The 20,320-nt window shown below is 69.9% G+C and carries 16 protein-coding genes; 8 read left to right on the forward strand and 8 right to left on the reverse strand.

The window, feature by feature from the left end; genetic code table 11:
* The first annotated feature begins 9 nt into the window (after window positions 1-9).
* Window positions 10-1,125: a TDT family transporter gene (locus EXE63_RS13480; RefSeq protein WP_168142343.1), complete on the forward strand. Its 1,116-nt coding sequence runs from the start codon at window positions 10-12 to the stop codon at window positions 1,123-1,125.
* Between the two features lie 193 nt (window positions 1,126-1,318).
* Here the strand turns inward: EXE63_RS13480 and EXE63_RS13485 are convergent, their stop codons facing one another.
* Complete coding sequence (locus tag EXE63_RS13485; protein ID WP_168142344.1) at window positions 1,319-2,620, reverse strand: acetyl-CoA C-acetyltransferase; 1,302 nt, start codon at window positions 2,618-2,620, stop codon at window positions 1,319-1,321.
* A 46-nt stretch (window positions 2,621-2,666) separates the two neighbouring features.
* On the opposite strand from EXE63_RS13485, the gene EXE63_RS13490 reads away from it, so the two are divergent.
* Window positions 2,667-4,019 carry a 3-oxoacyl-ACP reductase gene (locus EXE63_RS13490; protein WP_168142345.1) on the forward strand — a complete coding sequence of 451 codons (1,353 nt, stop codon included), beginning with the start codon at window positions 2,667-2,669 and terminating at the stop codon, window positions 4,017-4,019.
* 33 nt (window positions 4,020-4,052) lie between these two features.
* Window positions 4,053-4,895, forward strand: a complete 843-nt coding sequence (locus EXE63_RS13495) for a MaoC/PaaZ C-terminal domain-containing protein (protein ID WP_168142346.1) — start codon at window positions 4,053-4,055, stop codon at window positions 4,893-4,895.
* A 69-nt stretch (window positions 4,896-4,964) separates the two neighbouring features.
* Here the strand turns inward: EXE63_RS13495 and EXE63_RS13500 are convergent, their stop codons facing one another.
* On the reverse strand, window positions 4,965-5,564 hold the full coding sequence (locus EXE63_RS13500; protein WP_168142347.1) for a TetR/AcrR family transcriptional regulator: 600 nt from the start codon (window positions 5,562-5,564) through the stop codon (window positions 4,965-4,967).
* A gap of 19 nt (window positions 5,565-5,583) precedes the next feature.
* Window positions 5,584-6,744 (reverse strand): glycoside hydrolase family 3 N-terminal domain-containing protein, encoded by a 1,161-nt coding sequence (locus tag EXE63_RS13505; RefSeq protein WP_168142348.1) that lies wholly within the window; start codon window positions 6,742-6,744, stop codon window positions 5,584-5,586.
* A gap of 106 nt (window positions 6,745-6,850) precedes the next feature.
* On the opposite strand from EXE63_RS13505, the gene EXE63_RS13510 reads away from it, so the two are divergent.
* Both EXE63_RS13510 and EXE63_RS13515 read left to right on the forward strand, forming a co-directional pair.
* Window positions 6,851-7,024, forward strand: coding sequence for a DUF2613 domain-containing protein (locus EXE63_RS13510; RefSeq protein ID WP_105365994.1), 174 nt, complete (start codon window positions 6,851-6,853; stop codon window positions 7,022-7,024).
* 34 nt (window positions 7,025-7,058) lie between these two features.
* Window positions 7,059-11,255 (forward strand): alpha-(1->3)-arabinofuranosyltransferase, encoded by a 4,197-nt coding sequence (locus EXE63_RS13515; RefSeq protein ID WP_210000714.1) that lies wholly within the window; start codon window positions 7,059-7,061, stop codon window positions 11,253-11,255.
* Between the two features lie 31 nt (window positions 11,256-11,286).
* Here the strand turns inward: EXE63_RS13515 and EXE63_RS13520 are convergent, their stop codons facing one another.
* Genes EXE63_RS13520 through EXE63_RS13530 form a run of 3 tightly spaced genes read right to left on the reverse strand, consistent with a single transcriptional unit; the run spans window position 11,287 to window position 13,932 of the window.
* A complete protein-coding gene (locus EXE63_RS13520) occupies window positions 11,287-11,886 on the reverse strand; it encodes a GNAT family N-acetyltransferase (protein ID WP_168142349.1) in 600 nt (199 codons plus the stop codon).
* Between the two features lie 58 nt (window positions 11,887-11,944).
* Window positions 11,945-13,015 (reverse strand): PDR/VanB family oxidoreductase, encoded by a 1,071-nt coding sequence (locus EXE63_RS13525; RefSeq protein ID WP_168142350.1) that lies wholly within the window; start codon window positions 13,013-13,015, stop codon window positions 11,945-11,947.
* A complete protein-coding gene (locus EXE63_RS13530) occupies window positions 13,012-13,932 on the reverse strand; it encodes a metal-dependent hydrolase (protein WP_168142351.1) in 921 nt (306 codons plus the stop codon). Before EXE63_RS13530 ends, EXE63_RS13525 begins: the two co-directional genes overlap by 4 nt.
* 167 nt (window positions 13,933-14,099) lie before the next feature.
* Between EXE63_RS13530 and EXE63_RS13535 the strand changes: the two genes are divergently transcribed.
* Window positions 14,100-15,017, forward strand: a complete 918-nt coding sequence (locus EXE63_RS13535; protein WP_234904572.1) for a phosphotriesterase family protein — start codon at window positions 14,100-14,102, stop codon at window positions 15,015-15,017.
* Here the strand turns inward: EXE63_RS13535 and EXE63_RS13540 are convergent.
* Window positions 15,011-16,174, reverse strand: coding sequence for an acyltransferase family protein (locus tag EXE63_RS13540; protein WP_168142353.1), 1,164 nt, complete (start codon window positions 16,172-16,174; stop codon window positions 15,011-15,013). The two genes, EXE63_RS13535 and EXE63_RS13540, sit on opposite strands and share 7 nt — an antisense overlap.
* A 121-nt stretch (window positions 16,175-16,295) precedes the next feature.
* On the opposite strand from EXE63_RS13540, the gene pgfA reads away from it, so the two are divergent.
* Together pgfA and EXE63_RS13550 are read left to right on the forward strand one after the other, a co-directional pair.
* A complete protein-coding gene (pgfA, locus tag EXE63_RS13545) occupies window positions 16,296-17,507 on the forward strand; it encodes a cell envelope lipid trafficking protein PgfA (protein WP_168142354.1) in 1,212 nt (403 codons plus the stop codon).
* Window positions 17,508-17,545: 38 nt separating this feature from the next.
* Window positions 17,546-19,132: an MmpA family trehalose lipid delivery protein gene (locus EXE63_RS13550; RefSeq protein ID WP_210000716.1), complete on the forward strand. Its 1,587-nt coding sequence runs from the start codon at window positions 17,546-17,548 to the stop codon at window positions 19,130-19,132.
* Here EXE63_RS13550 and EXE63_RS13555 read toward each other — a convergent pair.
* The gene (locus tag EXE63_RS13555; protein WP_168142355.1) at window positions 19,116-20,288 is read right to left on the reverse strand and encodes a glycosyltransferase family 4 protein; all 1,173 of its coding nucleotides are present in this window, start codon (window positions 20,286-20,288) and stop codon (window positions 19,116-19,118) included. The two genes, EXE63_RS13550 and EXE63_RS13555, sit on opposite strands and share 17 nt — an antisense overlap.
* Between the last annotated feature and the right edge of the window lie 32 nt (window positions 20,289-20,320).

The following is a 20,320-nucleotide window of genomic DNA, read 5'->3' on the forward strand; positions in this document are numbered from 1 at the left end:
CGCCGCGCGATGACCGAAACCGGGAGTCGGCTGGGAAACTTCGGCCCGAACTGGTTCTCGTCGGTGATGGGTACCGGGATCCTCGTCGTGGCCGGTGCCACGCTGCCGGCGCAACCACCCGGGCTGCGGGTGTTCACCGAGATCGTCTGGGTGTGCGCGGCGGTGCTGCTGGTGGCGCTCATCATTGCTGTCACCGTGCAGTGGTTCCGCCACCCCACCGTCGCCCGCGGGCACGCGCGCAATCCGCAGATGGCGCATTTCTACGGTGCCGCGCCGATGGCGCTGCTGACTGTGGGGTCCGGCACCATGCTGGTCGGCAAGGATCTGATCGGCGAGAGCCTGGCCGTCGACATCAACTGGGTGCTGTGGACGGCGGGCACCATCGGCGGGCTGTTCACCGCGATGACCATCCCGTACCTGATGTTCACCCAACTCAACGTCGGCCCGGACGCCGCCTTCGGCGGGTGGTTGATGCCGGTCGTGCCGCCGATGGTCTCCGCGGCAGTGGGGGCGATGCTGATCCCGCACATGGCGGCGGGCACCGGCCGCACCACCATGTTCTACGGCTGCCTCGCGATGTTCGGGTTGTCCCTGATCGCGGCGCTGATCATCATCACGATGATCTGGAGCCGGCTGGCGCTGTACGGGACCTCCGGCACCGCACGGGTCCCGACCCTGTGGATCGTGCTCGGGCCGCTGGGCCAGTCGATCACGGTGGCGGGGCTGCTCGCCACCCATGCTCACCTGGCCGTCGCGCCGGAACTCGCGGCCGGCACGGAGATCTTCGCGATCCTGTTCGGGGTGCCGGTGTGGGGTTTCTGTGTGCTGTGGATCGGGCTGGCCGCCGCGCTGACCGTGCGCACCCTGCGCCGCGGGATGCCGTTCGCGCTGACCTGGTGGAGTCTGACGTTTCCGGTCGGCACGTTCGTCACCGGCACCACGCAGTTGGCGGTGCACACCGGACTGCCGGCTTTCGAGGTGGCCGCCTCGGCGGCCTACGCCGGCCTGTTGTGCACGTGGGCGCTGGTCGCGGTCCGGACTGCGCGCGGCAGCCTGGCCGGCAGCCTGTTCGCCCCGCCCGGAGCGGGACCGGTCACCGCGTCCAAGGACGTGCGCGAAAAATAGAGAAGCCCCGTGTTGCCGTCGGGTCGGGGGGTCAGACGGCAACACGGAGCTATCCCATGTATCGACGGTGCTCCGGCGAGCGTTACACCGAATCCGAAAAACTTTTTCTGCAACTTTCCGAGCCGGGCCGAAACTGTATTCCAGCAGGGAAAATGCGAGTGGACACCGTCCGGAATACAGTTTCGGCGAGGACCTAGGCCTCCAGGATGGCCGTCACACCCTGGCCACCGGCGGCGCAGACCGAGATCAGGCCGCGCACCGGCTGCCCGGTTTCCTTCTTTTTCTCGGCCAGCTGCTTGGCCAGCTGGGCGACGATGCGCCCGCCCGTCGCGGCGAACGGGTGCCCGGCGGCCAGCGAGGAGCCGTTGACGTTGAGCTTGCTGCGGTCGATGGCGCCCAGCGGGGCGTCCAGGCCGAGCCGGCCCTTGCAGTAGTCCGGAGACTCCCAGGCCGCCAGCGTGGCCAGCACCACGGAGGCGAAAGCCTCGTGGATCTCGTAGAAGTCGAAGTCCTGCAGGGTCAGGCCGTTGCGGGCGAGCAGCCGGGGCACCGCGTAGGTCGGCGCCATCAGCAGCCCGTCGGGACCGTTGACGTAGTCGACCGCGGCGGTCTCTCCGTCGACGAAGTAGGCCAGCACCGGCAGGTTGCGCTCGGCGGCCCACTCCTCGCTTGCCAGCAAGGCCACCGAGGCGCCATCGGTCAACGGCGTGGAATTGCCGGCCGTCATGGTCGCGTCGCCGTTGCGGACCCCGAAGACCGGCTTGAGCTTGGCCAGCTTCTCGGCCGACGAATCGGGGCGCAGGTTGTTGTCGCGGTAGACCCCGAGGAACGGGGTGACCAGATCATCGAAGAACCCGCGGTCGTAGGCGGCGGCCATGTTGCGGTGGCTGGCCGCGGCCAGCTCGTCCTGGTCGACGCGCTTGACGCCCATCTCCTTGGCGGTGATGGCGGCGTGCTCGCCCATCGACAGCCCGGTGCGGGGTTCGCCGTTGGTGGGGATCTCCACCCCGAGGGCCGCGGGCAGCTTGCCGACCAGCTTGAGGCGGTCGAGGTTGGACTTGGCGCGGCGCACGCTGAGCAGCACGCCGCGCAGATCATCGCCGAAGGCGATGGGCGCGTCCGAGGTGGTGTCCACGCCACCGGCGGCCGCCACCTGATAGCGGCCGCGGGCGATACCGTCGGCGGCCGCGATCGCCGCTTGCAGGCCGGTGCCGCAGGCCTGCTGCAGGTCGAAGGCCGGGGTGTAGGGCGACAGTGAGCTGCCCAGCACGCTCTCGCGCATCAGGTTGAAATCGCGGCTGTGCTTGAGCACGGCGCCCCCGATCACGGCGTCGAGCTTCTCGCCGCGCAGGCTGAACCGTTCGGCGAGGCCGTCGAGGACGGCGGTGAACATGTCCTGGTTGGAGGCGTTCGCGTAGGCGCCGTCGGAGCGGACGAACGGGATCCGGTTTCCGCCGAGGACGGCGACGCGACGGTCATTGGTTTCTGAAGGCATGGCCCAAGGTTACCCGCTAACCTTACTCTGGAGTAAGTTAGTACCCATGGCTTCCGACTTGTTCTCCCAAGTGGTCAATTCCGGGCCCGGTTCATTCCTGGCCAAACAACTGGGCGTCCCGCAGCCCGAAGAGCTGCGCCGCTACCGCGCAGGCCAGCCCGCGCTGGCCGGATCGCTGCTGATCGGCGGGGAGGGCCGGGTGGTCGAACCGCTGCGCGCCGCCCTCTCCGAGGACTACGACGTCGTCTCGAACAACATCGGCGGGCGCTGGGCCGACTCCTTCGGGGGGCTGGTCTTCGACGCGACCGGCATCACCGAACCGTCCGGGCTCAAGGAGCTCTACAAGTTCTTCACCCCGGTCCTGCGCAACCTCGGTGCCTCCGGTCGGGTCGTCGTCATCGGCACCACCCCGACCGGCACCAACACCGCGCATGAGTACATCGTGCAGCGCGCCCTGGAGGGCTTCACCCGATCGCTGGGCAAGGAACTGCGCCGCGGCGCGACCGTGTCGCTGGTGTACCTGGCCGCCGACGCCGACCCGGGTGCCTCCGGTCTGGAATCGACGCTGCGCTTCATCCTGTCCGGCAAGTCCGCCTTCGTCGACGGGCAGGTGTTCCGGGTCGGGGCCGCCGCCTCGCAGGCGCCCGCGGACTGGGACAAGCCGCTGGCCGGCAAGGTCGCCGTGGTGACCGGCGCCGCCCGCGGTATCGGCGCGACCATCGCCGAGGTCTTCGCCCGCGACGGCGCCGCGGTGGTCGCGGTCGACGTACCGGCCGCCGAAGAGGCGCTGAAGGAGACCGCCGAGAAGGTGGGCGGGACAGCATTGGCGCTCGATGTCACCGCGTCCGACGCAGTGGACCAGATCGTCGCGCACCTCACCAAACACCACGGCGGCAAGCTCGACGTCCTGGTCAACAACGCCGGCATCACCCGCGACAAGCTGCTGGCCAACATGGACGAGCCGCGCTGGGACTCGGTCGTCGCGGTGAATCTCCTTGCGCCGCTGAACCTCACCGAAGGCCTGGTCGCCGCGGGCGCACTCGGCGAGGGGGGCCGGGTGATCGGCCTGTCGTCGATGGCCGGCATCGCGGGTAACCGCGGCCAGACCAACTATGCGGCCACCAAGGCCGGCATGATCGGCATCGTCGAAGCACTCGGCCCGACGCTGGGCGAGAAGGGCATCACCATCAACGCCGTCGCGCCCGGCTTCATCGAGACCAAGATGACCGAGGCCATTCCGCTGGCCACCCGAGAGGTCGGCCGCCGGCTGAACTCGCTGTTCCAGGGCGGTCAGCCCGTCGATGTCGCCGAGACCATCGCCTACTTCGCCAGCCCGGCGTCGAATGCGGTCACCGGCAACACGATTCGGGTCTGCGGCCAAGCCCTGCTGGGGGCGTGATGAGCGCCTACGCGAAGAACAGAGGACACCGGCATGTCACAACCTAACGGCCTGCTGAACATGGCGCGCGCGGTCGCCGGGGCGCTGCCGTTCGTGCCGCGTGCCGGCGGCCTGCCCGATCGCCGGATCCATGTCCCCGAACTCCGGATCGACCCGGCCAACGTCGCCGCGTACGCCAACGTCACCGGACTGCGCTTCGACAACGCCGTACCGCTGACGTATCCGTTCGCGCTGACCTTCCCGACCATGATGTCGCTGGCCACCTCGTTCGATTTCCCTTTCGCGGCAATGGGTTCGGTGCACACCGAGAACCACATCACCCAGTACCGGCCGATCTCCGTCAGCGATGCGCTGGATGTGTCGGTGCATGCGGAGAACCTGCGCGAGCACCGCAAGGGCCTGCTGGTGGACCTGGTGACCAGCATCAAGATCGGCAACGACCTGGCCTGGGAGCAGACCACCACGTTCCTGCACCAGCAGCGCACCAGCCTGTCCGGTGAGCCGCGCCCCGAGCCACCCAGGCCGAAGAAGCTGCCGCCGCCCAACGCGGTGCTCAGCATCTCGGCGGGCCAGATCCGGTCCTACGCCTCGATCGGCGGTGACCACAACCCGATCCACACCAGCTCGATCGGTGCGAAGTTGTTCGGCTTCCCCACCGCCATCGCGCACGGAATGTTCAGCGCGGCAGCGGTGCTGGCCAATATCGAGGGCCGGTTGCCCGACGCCGTGAAGTACTCAGTGCGGTTCGGCAAGCCGGTGCTGTTGCCGGCGCGCGCCGGTCTCTACGTGGACGCCACAGACAACGGTTGGGAACTGGCGCTGCGGCACCTGTCGAAGGGCTACCCGCATCTGACGGCGTCGGTGACCGGACTGTAGAACACTCGCCGAGCGTGCAGGCGATCGTGCGAATCGCGGGAAAACTCGCCATCGAGTTCACGTTCGGCGTCAGGCCGGGGTCGGTTTGCCCTTCAAGCCGCGCCAGAACAGGTTGATCATCAGCTCGGTGGCGTCGTGCACGCCGGCGTCACCGGTGCTGACCCGGTCCGCGATGGCCTCGCCGGCACCCACCAGCGCGACGGCCATCATGTTGAAATCGGCATCCGGCTCCGGGTTCCGGGTGCCGGACTGCAGCAGTCTGCCGACCAGCTCGATGATCCGTTCGCGGCCTTCGCGCACGGTGTGTGCGAAGGCCTGCGAGCTGGTGGCCTGGCTGTAGAGCACGATCCACGAGGCGCGGTTGCTGTCGATATAGCCGAGGAATGCGCCAACGGCGTTGCTGAGCATGTCCTTTGGGCTCTGGGTGAAGTCGATCCGACCGCGCACCTCGTCCACGAACCGGTTCAGCTCGCGATCGAGGCACGCCCCGAAGAGGTCCTCCTTGGAGCCGTAATAGAGGTAGAGCATCGGTTTGGAGATCTGCGCCTCGGCGGCAATCGCGTCCATCGAGGTCTCGTGATAACCGTTGATGGAGAACATCTGCACGGCAGCATCGAGCATCTGCTGCTCGCGCACCGCACGCGGCAACCGCTTGGTTCCACCGGCCATCGGCTCAGAGTACGGGTGATCAGCGGCCGCAGTTGGGATTAGGCCCCTTGGCGGCCGCCACCCGCTGCACCGACGCATCCACCGCGCCCGGTGACAGCTCCCCCGCCGCGACCGCCTGCTCGAGACGGTCGAGCACGGCGGGCACCTCGGCGGTGGTGATCCACAGGGCGACATCCGCCCCGGCCTGCAGGGATTTGAGCACCGCCGCCGCGACCCCGTACTGCTGGTTGATCGCGGCCATGCTGGACAGGTCGTCGGTGTAGACGAGTCCGCCGAAGCCGAACTCGGTGCGCAGCAGGTTGTAGGCCGCGGGACTCAGGCTGGCCTGCTCGCCGCCCGTCAGCCCGGGAACCTGCATGTGGCCCACCATGACCGCCACCGGCGGCTGCTTGGTGAGGGTGCGGTACGGGACCAGATCGTCGTTCTGCAGGTCGGCCAGCGGCGGGGTGGAGACCGCACCGGTGTGCGAGTCGCCGGCGGCGCGCCCGTGACCCGGGAAATGCTTGAGCACCGGCAGCACCCCGGCGTCGCGCAGGCCGCGCGCGTAGGCGCCGGCGTATTCAGTCACCGTTTCCGGGTCGTCCCCGAAGGACCGGTCCCCGATCGCCGCGCTCTGCTGGGTCAGGTCGACGACGGGGGCGAAGTCGACGGTGATGCCCAGGCCGCGCATCGCCCGGCCGCGTTCCAGCGCGATCCCGTACACCTCGTCGGGGGTCTTGGTCTGGGCCAGCTCGCGCGCCGAGGGCTGGCTGCCGATCACGCCGGCCAGCCGGGATACCCGACCGCCCTCCTCGTCGACGCTGACCGCCAGCGACAGCGGCCCCGCGTTCGCCGCGATGTCGGCCAGTGGCGCGCCGAGCATCGACTTGTCGGTCCAGCTGCCGATCATGATGCCGCCGACGTGCTGGTCGGCGACCACCGCGCGGGCGTCGGCGGCGTCACTGACACCGACCATCAGCAGCTGGGCCAGCTTGTCGCGGGTGGACATGGTGGCGATATCGCAGGACCCGGGCGCCGGTGCGGCGGGCAGCGGCTGGTCGAACGAGGCGTTGGTCGGGACGACCGGACCGCTGCTCACCGGGGCCGGCGGCGCGGCCGCCTCCTGCGGTTCGGCGGGCGAGCAGGCCAGCAGGAGACCGGACAGCGCGGTCAGGGCACCGAGTGCGCGCGACATCGACATGGGTCCCCACAGTAACTTGCGGTTGCATTCCGGGGCAGTCCGCCGACCGCGGACCTGCCGATCCGCCGAAGTCACCCCATCATTCTGACGTGCTAGGTTGGCGGGCATGGAACGGTTCGTCGTGCCCGCTGCGGCCAGCATTGTGGTCGGCCTGCTGTTGGGCGCGGCCTCGATCTTCGGCGTGACGCTGATGGTCCAGCAGGACACCAAGCCGCCGGTGCAATCGGGAGATCCCGCGTCCTCGGTGCTCAACCGCGTTGAATACGGCGACCGGGCCTGACCCGGGCGCGCCGGCAGCCGGAGTTCGGAATCAACTGTCGCGGCGTTGGCTGTGGCTGGTCGGCACCGCTTTTCTGATCCTGGCGTTCATCCAGTCGCCGGGCCGCATCTCTCCTGACACCAAACTCGATCTCACCGCCAATCCGCTGCGGTTCCTGGCCCGCGCCGCCGATCTGTGGAACAGCGACCTGTCCTTCGGCCAGGCCCAGAACCAGGCCTACGGCTACCTGTTTCCGCACGGCGCGTTCTTCCTGGCCGGTGATGTGCTGGGCGTGCCCGGCTGGGTGACCCAACGGTTGTGGTGGGCGCTGCTGCTCACCGTCGGGTTCTGGGGCCTGCTGCGGGTGGCCGAAGCGCTCGGCATCGGCACCACCAGCTCACGGGTCATCGCCGGATGCGCGTTCGCGCTGTCCCCGCGGGTGCTGACCACTCTGGGCGCCATCTCCTCGGAGACGCTGCCGATGATGCTGGCGCCCTGGGTGCTGCTGCCCGTCATCTACGCGATGCGCGGTGACGACCGGATCCGCCTGCTGGCGGCGCGCTCGGCGGCGGCCGTCGCGCTGATGGGCGCGGTCAACGCCGTCGCCACCCTGACCGGCTGCCTGGCCGCCGTCGTCTGGTGGGCCGCGCACCGCCCGAACAGACAGTGGTGGCGGTTCACCGCGTGGTGGGCGCTGTGCACCGCACTGGCGATCACCTGGTGGTCGGTGGCGTTGGTCATGCTGGGCCGCATCAGCCCGCCGTTCCTGGACTACATCGAGTCCTCCGGCGTCACCACCCGCTGGCTGTCGCTGACCGAGGTGTTGCGCGGCACCGACAGCTGGACACCGTTCGTCGCGCCCACCGCGACCGCAGGCTCGACACTGGTCACCGGTTCCGTCGCGGTGCTGGCCACCACCCTGGTGGCGGCGGCCGGTCTGGCCGGTCTGGCGATGCGCACCATGCCGGCCCGCGGGCGGCTCATCGCGATCCTGTTCGTCGGGGTCACCCTGCTGGCCGTCGGCTACTCGGGCGGGCTGGGGTCCCCGGTGGCCACGCAGGTGCAGTTGTTCCTCGACGCCGACGGCACCCCGCTGCGCAACGTGCACAAGCTGGAACCGTTGATCCGGCTGCCGCTGGCGCTGGGATTGGCGCATCTGTTGGGGCGGATCCCCCTGCCCGGCACAGTTTCCCGACCCACCTGGGTGCGCGCGTTGGCCTACCCCGAACGCGACAAGCGGGTCGCCGTCGGGCTGGTCATCCTGACCGCACTGGCCGCAGCCACCTCGCTGGCCTGGACCGGCCGACTGACACCGCCGGGCAGTTTCGCGGCGATCCCCGGCTACTGGCACGACACCGCGGCCTGGCTCGATGAGCACAACACCGACCGCGGACGCGTCCTTGTCGCGCCGGGCGCCCCGTTCGCGACGCAGGTGTGGGGCAACAGTCACGACGAGCCGCTGCAGGTACTGGGCCACAGCCCGTGGGGTGTGCGCGACTCGATCCCGCTGACACCACCGGAGACCATTCGGGCCCTCGACGCGGTACAACGGCTCTTCGCCGCCGGCCAGCCCTCCGCCGGACTGGCGGATACGCTTTCCCAGCAAGGCATTTCGTTCGTCGTGGTGCGCAATGACCTGGACCCGGAGACCTCACGGTCGGCCCGTCCCATCCTCGTGCACCGCGCCATCGATGGGTCGCCGGGCCTGACCAGGGTGGCCGAATTCGGCGAATCCGTCGGCCCGGGAACCCTGGAGGGGTTCGTCACCGACAGCGGCCTGCGCCCGCGCTACCCGGCGGTGGAGATCTACCGCGTCGATGACGCACGCCCCGGGCCGTACCTGACCGACCTGGACGCGATGGCGCGGGTCGACGGTGGCCCGGAAGCCCTGCTGCGCCTTGCTGAACGACGCCGGCTGGCCGGCCGGGAGCCGCTGGGCCCGATGCTGCTGACCGCCGATGCGCAGCGCGCCGGTGTCGGCGCCCCGCTGGTGACGGTGACCGACACCCCGCTGGCCCGCGAAACCGACTACGGCCGCGTGGACAACCATTCCTCCGCGGTGCGCACCCCCGACGAACGCCGACAGACCTTCAACCGGGTGATGGACTATCCGGCGGGCACCGACCCGCTGTACGCGCGGTGGACCGGCGGGAACATCAGCGTGTCCAGTTCGGCGGCGGATTCCACTGCACTGCCCAATGTTTCGCCGTCCTCCGGGCCCGCGGCGGCGATCGATGCGGACTCGTCGACCAGTTGGGTGTCCAACTCACTGCAGACCGCCGTGGGCCAGTGGATGCAGGTCGACTTCGACCATCCGGTGACCAACGCCGCGGTCACCATCACCCCGAGTGCCACCGCCGTCGGCGCCCAGGTCCGCCGCATCGAGGTGGCGACGATCAACGGCACCACCACCCTGCGTTTCGACGAGCCCGGCAAACCGCTGTCCGCGGCGCTGCCGTTCGGTGAGACACCGTGGATGCGGATCACCGCCGTGGGCACCGACGACGGCTCGCCGGGCGTACAGTTCGGCATCACCGATCTGTCGGTGACCCAGTACGACGCATCGGGATTCGCTCACCCGGTCACGCTGCGGCGCACCGTCGACGTGCCGGGCCCGCCGGCCGGATCCGCAGTCGCGCAGTGGGACCTCGGCTCCGAACTACTGGGCCGGCCAGGCTGCGCCGACGCGCCCGACGGCGTCCACTGCGCGGCCACCATGGCGCTCGCACCCGAGGAGGCGGTGAACATGAGCCGCACCTTGACGGTGCCGGAGGCCACCGCGGTGACCCCGACGGTGTGGGTGCGGGCGCGCCAGGGTCCGCGGCTGGCCGATCTGATCAGTGCGCCCGGAACCATCCGGGCCACCGGAGATTCCGACCTGATCGACGTACTCGGATCTGCCTACGCCGCCACCGACGGCGACGTGCGCACCGCGTGGACGGCGCCGCAGAACAACGTGGCGCTCAAGAAGCCGCCGACGCTGACGGTGACACTGCCCGAGCGCACCGAGGTCGCCGCCCTGACTCTGACGCCCAGTGCCACGGTGCTGCCGGCACATCCGACGATGGTCGCGATCGACCTGGGCGCCGGACCGCAGGTGCGCCGCCTCGACGGCGACGGACCGCAGACGTTCGACCTGTTCCCCACGGTCACCGACACGGTGCAGCTGTCGATCCTGGACTGGACCGACGTGATCGACCGCACCGCGCTGGGTTTCGACCAGCTCAAGCCCACCGGGCTGGCCGAGGTGACCGTCCTGGACGCCGCGGGCACGCCGATCGCGGCACCCGACCCGGCCGACCGGGACCGCCCGATCACGTTGCCGTGCGGCAAGGGGCCGATCATCGGTGTGGCCGGACAGTTCATCCAGACCTCGGTCGCCACCACCGTCCGTGCCTTGCTGGACAACGAGCCCATCGCCGCGCAGCCCTGCCAGTCCACGCCCGCCACCCTGCCCGCGGGACAGCAGGAACTGGTGGTCAGCCCGGGTGAGGCATTTGTGGTCGACGGTGTCCAGCTGACCACCCCCCGCGCCGGTGAACTGCGCACGGCACCGACCGTCGACGCGCACACCGGGACGTGGACCGCCGATCACCGCGAGGTCGAGGTGGCGGCCTCCGACCACGACCGGGTGGTCGTGGTGCCCGAGAGCGTGAATCCCGGGTGGGTCGCGCACAGCGCGGACGGCACCGCGCTACGGCCGATCACCGTCAATGGGTGGCAGCAGGGTTGGGTGGTCCCCGCGGGCACCGACGGCACGCTGGCCCTGACCTTCCCCGCCAACCTGACCTACCGGATCGGACTCTTCGGCGGGCTCGCGCTGCTGCCGGTGCTGGCTCTGCTTGCGCTGCTGCCGATCCGGCGCAGGATCACCGGTGAGCCGGTGCAGCCGTGGATGCCCGCACCGTGGCTGACCGGCGCCGCCGTCCTGGCAGTGGGTGCGATGATCAGCGGGGTCACCGGGATCGTGGTGGCGGCGGCGGCGATCGGCGTGCGGTACCTGCTGTCCGGGCGGGCCTGGTTGGAGAGGATCACCGTCGGAGTGGCCGCCGGCGGGCTGATCGCCGCCGGTGCGGTCCTGTCCCGCGGCCCGTGGCGCTCGGTGGACGGCTACCTCGGCCATTCGGCCGGCGTGCAGTTCCTCGCCCTGCTGTCGGTGGCGATGCTCGCGGCGTCGACGGTGGATCTGCGGCGGCCCGACAGCCGAACACCATCCGGTGGCGAGGAGACCGATGACCAACCCGAACCCTGACCGTTGATTCCGGCGGGCTCGGCGGTGCCGCTCACTGCGGCACCGGAACCGCCTCGCGCAGCATCGTGTACACCGTCGGACCGTCCTGGATCTGCGTCGTGGCGGTGACGGTGAATCCCGCTCGTTCGTACAGCCGGACATTGCGGTCGTCAGAGGTTTCCAGGGCCGTATCCGCGGTGACCCGCGATGCGTCGACTTCTGCGAGCGCGGCCCCGATCAGCGCGGCCCCCAGCCCATGGCCCTGGGCCTCGGGATGCACGCCCAGCGTGGCCAAGTTCCACACCCCGTCCGGAAGAGGCGGGGTTTGGGCGGCCGCGACGACAGCGAGCCGGGCCCCGTGCAACTCGGCCGCCTGCGCTTGTAGTTCATCCGATGGTGCAGGCGCAGAGGGCGATAGGACCGCGATCACCCCGTCCACATTGCCGGCACCGATTCCGCCGACGAGCACGATGCCATGCTCGAGCGCATGGCCCAGATAGAGCCGTTGCAGACGTTCCAGACGGACCGGGTAGTCATCGGCAGGGATGGACCAGCGCGTCCACGCATACGATTCGAAGGCGGCGGCCAGGGTCTGCGCGGCAGCATCCAGGTCGGCAGCACCGGCGCGCGCGATCCTACTGGGCAACGACACTGCGACTCCTTGTGCAACCGTACGTGTTCGCCGGCCACCCTACCCGGACGCCTCGCGGCTAGATGTCGAGTGTCAGACGCGACGTGAGCGAACGGGATACGCAGGGCAGCATCGACGTCTCGCGCTCCTCGGCGGTGAGCCTGTTCTCGCGGTGCTCGGCAGTGCCGGCCAGCACTCCCACCCGGCAGGTGCCGCAGAATCCCTGGCGGCACGAGTAGGCGGTGTCGGGCCGGTGCCGTACCAGCGCGTCGAGCACCGTTTCGTCAGCGGCCACCGGCAGCACCTCCCCGCTGCGCGCCAGTTCGATCTCGAAGGCCGTGCCGTCCCGCACCGGCGGAGCACTGAACCGCTCGAAATGCAGTGCGGCGGCGCCGGATCGGTCGAAGTTCTGGCGTACCGTCTCGATCATCGGGGGCGGCCCGCACACATAGACCGCGCCGCCGGCCGGTGCGTGCCCCAGCAGGTCGTCGACGGTGGGCAGTCCGTGTTCGTCATCGAAGCGGATGGTCACCCGGGACGGGTCCCAGGATGCGATCTCGTCGAGGAACGGGATGGTCGCCGCACTGCGTCCGCAGTACACGAAATGCCAATCGGTGCCCAGCCGTTGGGCGGCGAGCACCATCGGCAGCACCGGGGTGATACCGATACCGCCGGCGATGTAGAGCGCCCGTTCGTAGGGGATGAACGGGAAGCCGTTGCGCGGGCTGCGCACGGTGACCGTGTCGCCCACCGACAGCGCATGCATCTCCAGCGATCCGCCGCCGCCATCGGGTATCCGGCGCACCGCGATCCGGTACCGGGACCGGTCCTGCGGGTCACCGCACAGCGAGTACTGCCGGCGCCGCCCCGAGGGCAGGTGCAGATCGAGGTGACTGCCGGGCTGCCAGGCGGGCAGTGTGGCGCCGTCCGGTGCGGCGAAGGTCAGTGCGACGACATCGTTGTCCTGGGCGACGACGGTGCGCCCGGTCACCAGCAGTGTCAGCGGGGCGTCCGCGCCGCGGACGGCCCGTTCGTCGGCGTAGTCGGCCGCGGTGACCCGCCCGAGCCAGAACCGTTCCAGAAGTGAAACAACGACGTTCGTTGCCCGATCATCGAGCGGCGCACCCAGCGGCGGTGCGGAACGCTTCACGGTGCCATGGGGCGGGTGGCGGGCGAAGATCCGGCCCGCGCGGCGGGCGAGGAGGCGAGATAGGCGACGGCCTGCGCGGTGTCCCCGACATCTCCGGGGTGATACCGCGGCGAGAAGTACTGCAGCCCGCGCCAGGTGGTGTGCGCGACCGGCGGTGCGACGCCGCGGCGCCCGGAGCGGATCAGGCCGCGCCAGATCGCTTTTCGCTTGCGCCGCGACAGTGTGAGGTTCGGGTCGACCCGCATCAGGTACCGGGTGGCCTGCCACAGCAAGTACAGCAGCATCGGGCCCGCGACCACCTGAGCCCAGGCACGCCGCGCGTAGTTGTGGTCGAAGTAGCGCAGCACATCGTGGGACACCATCCGGTGCTCGACCTCTTCGGCGCCGTGCCAGCGCAGCAGGTCGACGATGGTGGGGTGCGCCGTCTGGCCGTTGAGCCGCTTGGCGTTGAGCACCCAGTCACCGAGGAACGAGAAGATGTGCTCCAGCGCGGCCATCACGGCCAGTCGTTCCACCAGGTAGTTGTGCGCCTTGGCGCCGGTCGCGTCACGGGGCCCGAGCAGGCTGCCGAACACCCAGTGCGCGCGGTCGAGCACCGGGGTCGGGTCGATACCGTGGCGCTGCAGGTATTCGTTGATGCCGGAGTGGGCGTTGGCGTGCATGGCCTCTTGGCCCATGAACCCGATGACGTCCTCGCGGAGCTTCTCGTCCTCGATGTGCGGCAGTGCCTCTTTGAGGATCGCGACGAACCACTCCTCACCGGCGGGCAACAGCAGGCTCAGCCCGTTGTACAGGTGCGATGCGTACGGATCGTCGTACACACACTGAGCGGGCACGTCGGTGAGGTCGAATTGCACCGCGCGTGCGTGCAGCGCGATCGCCGCACCGTCCGGGGTGTCCGTGTCCAACTTCTCCATCCGCGAAACGGTACCCCTGGTACCGGGTAGATGTCGATACGCGCGAACCGCCTCGGCCGCCGCAGGCGGCTCCTAGCATCGGCGGGGTGGCCGAAACGAACACCGCACGCGGGGCTACCAACACTGTCGGCGGGCCGGTCGATACCGCTGACCTCGGCGTCACACTCATGCACGAGCACGTCTTCATCATGACCACCGAGATCGCCGAGAACTATCCGGAGGCCTGGGGCGATGAGGATCGCCGCGTCACCGACGCGATCGCCCGTCTCAACGAACTCAAATCCCGCGGTGTGGACACCGTCGTCGACCTCACGGTGATCGGACTGGGCCGCTACATCCCGCGGATCGCGAAGATCGCGGCCGCCACCGAGATCAACATCGTGGTGGCCACCGGCCTCTACACCTACAACGACGTGCCGTTCCGGTTCCACTACCAGGGCCCGGGCACCCTGCTCGACGGACCCGAAATCATGACCGAACTGTTCGTCCGCGATATCACCGAGGGCATCGCCGACACCGGCGTCAAAGCGGCAATCCTCAAGTGCGCCACCGACGAACCGGGTGTCACGGCGGGTGTGGAGCGCGTACTGCGGGCCGTGGCGGCCGCGCACCGGGAGACCGGCGTGCCGATCTCGACCCATACCCACGCCGGCAGCCGCCGCGGTCTGGAGCAGCAGCGGATCTTCGCCGAAGAGGGCGTGGACCTCAGCCGCGTCGTCATCGGGCACTCCGGGGACAGCACCGACCTGGACTACCTGGAGGAGCTCATCGCGGGCGGCTCCTACCTGGGCATGGACCGGTTCGGCATCGACTCGATCCTGCCGTTCGAGCAGCGCGTGGACACCGTGGCCCGGATGTGCGAACGGGGCCATGCCGAGAAGATGGTGCTCTCGCACGACGCGTCCTGCTACTTCGATGCGCTCCCCGAGGACATGGTGTCGGTGGTGATGCCCAATTGGCATTACCTGCACATCCACAACGACGTGATCCCGGCGCTGAAACAGCGCGGGGTGACCGACGAACAGCTCACGACCATGCTGGTCGACAATCCGCGCCGGATCTTCTCCCACGGCGGCGGCTACTGAGCGAGGTCGGCCACCGCGCTGTCCCGCGGTGCCGCACGATGGTGCCGGGCCTCCCAGCGCAGCAGCGCCTCCCGGCACGGCGACTCGACCAGCGCATAACTGACCGCGGCGATCGCGAATCCGAACACCAGCGTCAACGCCAACACCACCGGCATATGGCCGTTGAACGGGAAATACCCCATGATCGGGAACACCATCGCCAGGGCGGCCAGGTGCCAGATGAACAGGCCGTAGGACCAGCGTCCCAGGGTCACCATCACCGGGCTGCCCAGCACGCGGTGCGCGGTATCGGGTGCGTCGAGCACCAGAGGCGCCAGCAGTGTCCCGGCCACGATCGCGCCCATCGTCGTCTTCACCACGAACTGGGTGACGGTCCCGGGCGTCAGCCCCTCCGGGCCGGCCAGCGGCGAGGCCGCCACCAGGAACGCCGCCAGCGCCACCGCCGCCATCAGGAGCCGGCGCCGCGCCAGCCGGTGCGCCCAGCCGACCCGGCTGACCGACAGCTCGGCCAGCACGATGCCCGCGGCGAACCAGGAGAAGAAGGCCGGCGGCCAGTTGAGCGGGTTGACCCCGTAGGGCGGGTCGAACGGGATCAGGCCCCACCCCAGGCTGGCCGCGGCCAGGGCGATGACAGCCGGGATGCGCGCACCCACCGGCAGCCGCCGGGCCAGCAGCGCCAGCACCGGCAGCGCGATGTAGAAGCAGACCTCCACCGACAGGCTCCACATCTGGGTCAACCCTGAGGTCAGCGTCAGCGGGACGTAGATCTGGGTGAGGGTCAGATTGGCCAGCCACACCGTGAGGCCGGCTCCGGCATCGGGCATCAGCGTCAGGATGACGATGACGGCAACCAGATAGCCGGGCATGATGCGGACCAGCCGCGAACGCAGGTAGTGCCCCGTCGGCGGGCGGTGCCGCAGCCCGCGTTCGGCGGCGGCGTGCCCCCGCCACAACAGAAAGCCCGACAGCGCGAAGAACACCGCGACCGCCAGATCGAAGCGGCCGAGCAGCCTGCCGGTGACCCCACCGGTGTTGCCGGTCTGGAAGGCCACGTGGGTGATGACGACCCCGATGGCCGCACAGGCCCGCATGCCCTCGACGGCAGGCAGAAAGCTGCGCGTGGCACCCGAGGTGGTGCGATCGCCGGGCGCCGTCATGGCGACCAGTGTGCCCCCCGGCGGGCTGGAGCGAAGCGACCGGGAGTGTTGAAGTGGATCGTCACAGTTCTCGCCCTTACAGAGTGCTGTTAGGGTCGTCAGCGACCGAAGGGAGCACGGGTTGAACCGCGCCGTCGCCCTGCGAATTGCCGCATGTGGACTTCTGGGGCTGGGTGCTGCCCTGTTGATCGCAGCCCTGCTGCTGTCGACGTACACCCAAGGCAAGATCGCCAAGATCCCGCTCGATCTCGACGCCGACCTGATGAGTGAGGGCACCGGCACCGCGCTCGACCCGGCGTCACTGTCCTCCGGGGAAGCGTTCGTCATCGACCAGAACGTCCCGGTGGCCCTTCAGCAACAGCTGAGCGTGGAGGCTCCGGCCAACGCCGACGTGGTGACCCTGCAGGTCGGCAGCTCACTGCGCCGCACCGACAAACAGCAGGACGAGGGTCTGTTGCTGGCGCTGGTCGACACCGTCACGCTGGACCGCTCCAGCGCGCTCGCGGTGTCCAGCGACACCAATCCCGGCGGTGCGGTGCAGAAGCCGCGCTCCATCGAGGACGACAACCCGCCGACCAACGTCGCGTTGCCGCATGAGGGGCTGTCCTACCGCTTCCCGTTCGACACCGAGAAGAAGACCTACCCGTACTTCGATCCGATCGCGCAGCAGGCCTTCGACGCCAACTACGACGGCGAGGAAGATGTCAACGGGCTGACCGCCTTCCGGTTCACCCAGAATGTCGGCTACGACGCCGACGGCAAGCTGGTCGAGCCGGTCAAGTACGCGTCGCTGTACGACAACGACGAGGACGCCGAAGTGACCGCGCGGGCGTCGCTGTGGGGCGTGGAAGCCGAGAATCCCGAAGATCCGGTCACCATGACGCGGTACTACGCGGCGCAGCGCACCTTCTGGGTCGACCCGGTCACCGGCACCATCGTGCGGGCCAAGGAACACGGATTCCACTACTACGCACGAGATGCGCTCAGGCCCGAGGTGACCTTCGCCGATTACACCGTGACCTCGACCGAGGAAACGGTCGAATCACAGGTCGCCGCCGCGCGTGACGAATCGGACCACCTGGCGTTGTGGAGCCGGATCCTGCCGATCACCTTCACCGCGCTGGGTCTGGTGACCCTGGTCGGCGGCGTGCTGCTGGGCTCGTTCGCGCTGCGTGCCGAGTCCGCGCTGATCGATCCCGGTCTGGACGGATCCGACCGCGGCTTCTTCGGCCGGCGCGACGACGAATCCGGGCCGATGCCCGCCGCCGAGGCGCAGACCGAGAAGATCCCCACCCGACGGCCCACCGACCTGCCGCCGGACCGACCGGTCTGACCGCCCCTGCATCACCGGCGACCGCCCACCGGCGGTGGATCGGGCCTGCATATTCGCTCGCCCTGGCGCTGGTCGTCACCGCACCGCTGTTGGCGCCGGGGTATCTGCTGTTGCGGGACGCCGTCTCCACGCCGCGCTCCCATCTCTCCGACGCCGCGCTCGGTCTGACCCAGGCGGCCCCGCGTGCGCTGCCGCAGGACTTCGTGATCGCGCTGCTCTCGCGGGTGATCGACGGCGGCGCGCTGGTGAAGCTGTTGCTGATCGGCGGGCTGTGGCTGGCCGGCTGGGGCGCGGCGCGACTGGTCGCCCACGTGCTGCCCGATGTCGGGGTGGCGGGCCAGTGTGTGGCAGCGACAGTGGCCATCTGGAATCCGTATGTGGCCGAACGGCTGCTGCAGGGGCACTGGAGTCTGCTGGTCGGCTACGGCTGCCTGCCCTGGGTGGCCACGATGATGCTGCAACGCCGGTACTGGCCGCTCGCGTTCTGGATCGCGCTGGCGGGCCTGACGCCGACCGGGTTGTTGCTGGCCGCGGTCGTCGCGCTGGTGTGCTGCCGGGGGTGGCGCGATATCGCGATCACCTCGGGGGTGGCGGCCGGCGCGGCAGCGCCCTGGCTGGTGGCCGCGGTGATGGCGGACTCACTCGCCTCGACGGCCGGGGCCGGGGTGGCGGCGTTCGCGGCCCGCGCCGAACCCGGGCTGGGCACCTTGGGCAGCCTCGCCGGGCTCGGCGGGATGTGGAATGCGCAGGCCGTACCCGGTTCACGCACCACACTTTTCGCACTGCTGGCCACCGTGGTGCTGCTGGCCGTGGTGTGCGCGGGTCTACCGGCGGCGATCCGCCGCCCGCAGGCCCGCCCGCTGCTGGTGCTCGCCGTCCTCGCGGTGGCGCTGCCCGCGGCGATGGCCACCGGACCCGGGATGGCGGCGCTGGAAGCGCTGATGCGGGCCGTGCCGGGGCTGGGGTTGCTCCGTGACGGGCAGAAGTGGGTGGCGCTGGCCGTCCCTGGCTACGCGCTGGCCGCCGCGGGAGTGGCGCGCCTGGGCCGTTCGGCGGCGGTGGTGGGCTGTGTGGCCCTGATCGCGGTGCTGCCCGATCTGGCCTGGGGTGTGGGCGGGCAGCTGCGTTCGGTGACCTACCCGGCGGGCTGGACGACGGTTGCCGCGATGATCAATGCCGACCCGCGTCCGGTGGCGGTGCTGCCGCCGGACAGCATGCGCCAATTCGTCTGGGCGGGTGAGGCTCCGGTGCTCGACCCGCTGCCCCGCTGGGTGTCCGCGGAGGTGCTCGGCAGCGGCGATCTGGTGATCGGCGGACAGACGGTGCCCGGCGAGGGTGCGCGCGGCCGCGAGGCGACCCGACTGCTGCTCGACGGGGCGTCCCAACGTGAGCTGACCGAGGCCGGGATCGGCTGGGTGGTCGTCGAATCAGGCTCCGGTGCACTCGATTTGCCGGTCGCCTACCGAGACGGCGATATCACGCTGTATGACATCGGCGGGACGGCGCCGGCGGCTTCGGGACGTGGGCTGCTGATAACCGCGCACGTGCTGTGGCTGGCGATCCTGACCGGCGCCGGGGTGGGCGCGCTGCTCACCCGCCGCCGTTCGGTTACACCACGCCGCTGACGAACCGTCCCGCGTGCACCGACTCCAACACGGTGCGCATCCCGTCCGCGCTGAGCACCCAGGAGAATTCCGCACTGCGGGTCCGCGCCTTGGCGCCCAGTTCGTCGCGCAGCACCCGGTCGGTGAGCAGCCGGCGCAGACCGTCGACCAGGTCGTCGGGGCCGTCCACCAGCAACCCGGTGACACCGTCGACGACAGAGTCCGTCAACCCACCGGAGCTGCGGTAGCCGATCGTCGGTACGCCGTGCTGGGCGGCCTCGATGACGGCCAGCCCCCACCCTTCCTTGCGCGACGGCATCAGGTGCACCCAACTCTGCTGCACCACATGATGTTTGACTTCGTCGTCGATGTGGCCGTGGAAGGTGACGGCATCGGCGATCCCGAGCGCCGCGGCGTGGTCGACCAGCCGCTGCTCCCACCAACCGCCGCCGACGATGTCGAGGTGCAGGTCCGGAATCCGGCGGCGCAGCACGGCTACCGCGTCCAGGGCGTCCTCGATCTGCTTGTGCGGCACCAGCCGGGAGAGCACCGCCACCCGCGGGGTGGCCGACCGTTGCGCGGTCAGCGAAGCCTGCGGCGCCTCGTCGACGCCGTTGCGCACCACCGCGATCTGCCCGGGGGCCACGCCCAGGTCGGTGAGCTCGCGCGCCGAGGGCAGCGACACGGTGACGTACTGATTGCGCCGGTGCATGGCCGGCGAGAGCCGCGATTCGACGAACCAACCGAACCGGCCGGTGCGTCGGCCCGCTACCGGCCACTGCTCACGGTGGCAGTGGTGCACCAGCAGCACCGAGCGCCTGCCGTAGGCGAGCCGGGCCAGGAAGGGGATCCCGTTCTGGGTGTCGATGACGACGTCCGGCCGGGCGCGTCGCAGCGGACCCAGTCCGACCCGCGCGGCCACCATCGCCAGCCCCGCCCAGACGTACACCGAGTAGGGCCCGCCGCCGCGGCTGACCGTCACCCCGTCGAGGCTGTCGCGGCGTGGGGCGCCGGGGTAGCGGGCGGTACGCAGGGTGACCGCCACCCCCGAGGCGGCCAGTTGCGCGCCGATGCGCTGCAGGTAGGCCTCGCTGCCGCCGCCCTGCGGATGCCCGGTGTCGCGCCAGCCCAGCAACAGCACACGCTGCACCTGGGGGTCACGGGAAGCTCGGGGCATAACGTCGCCCAGCCTAACCGTCCCGCCGGCAA

Source organism: Mycolicibacterium frederiksbergense (assembly GCF_012223425.1).
Lineage (GTDB): Bacteria > Actinomycetota > Actinomycetes > Mycobacteriales > Mycobacteriaceae > Mycobacterium > Mycobacterium frederiksbergense.

Bases quoted from the DNA above. Each gene is read 5' to 3' on its own strand.
- EXE63_RS13480 (WP_168142343.1), top strand. From the start codon at position 10: ATGACCGAAACCGGGAGTCGGCTGGGAAACTTCGGCCCGAACTGGTTC.
- EXE63_RS13485 (WP_168142344.1), bottom strand. From the start codon at position 2,620: ATGCCTTCAGAAACCAATGACCGTCGCGTCGCCGTCCTCGGCGGAAAC.
- EXE63_RS13490 (WP_168142345.1), top strand. From the start codon at position 2,667: ATGGCTTCCGACTTGTTCTCCCAAGTGGTCAATTCCGGGCCCGGTTCA.
- EXE63_RS13495 (WP_168142346.1), top strand. From the start codon at position 4,053: ATGTCACAACCTAACGGCCTGCTGAACATGGCGCGCGCGGTCGCCGGG.
- EXE63_RS13500 (WP_168142347.1), bottom strand. From the start codon at position 5,564: ATGGCCGGTGGAACCAAGCGGTTGCCGCGTGCGGTGCGCGAGCAGCAG.
- EXE63_RS13505 (WP_168142348.1), bottom strand. From the start codon at position 6,744: ATGTCGATGTCGCGCGCACTCGGTGCCCTGACCGCGCTGTCCGGTCTC.
- EXE63_RS13510 (WP_105365994.1), top strand. From the start codon at position 6,851: ATGGAACGGTTCGTCGTGCCCGCTGCGGCCAGCATTGTGGTCGGCCTG.
- EXE63_RS13530 (WP_168142351.1), bottom strand. From the start codon at position 13,932: ATGGAGAAGTTGGACACGGACACCCCGGACGGTGCGGCGATCGCGCTG.
- EXE63_RS13535 (WP_234904572.1), top strand. From the start codon at position 14,100: ATGCACGAGCACGTCTTCATCATGACCACCGAGATCGCCGAGAACTAT.
- EXE63_RS13540 (WP_168142353.1), bottom strand. From the start codon at position 16,174: ATGACGGCGCCCGGCGATCGCACCACCTCGGGTGCCACGCGCAGCTTT.
- EXE63_RS13555 (WP_168142355.1), bottom strand. From the start codon at position 20,288: ATGCCCCGAGCTTCCCGTGACCCCCAGGTGCAGCGTGTGCTGTTGCTG.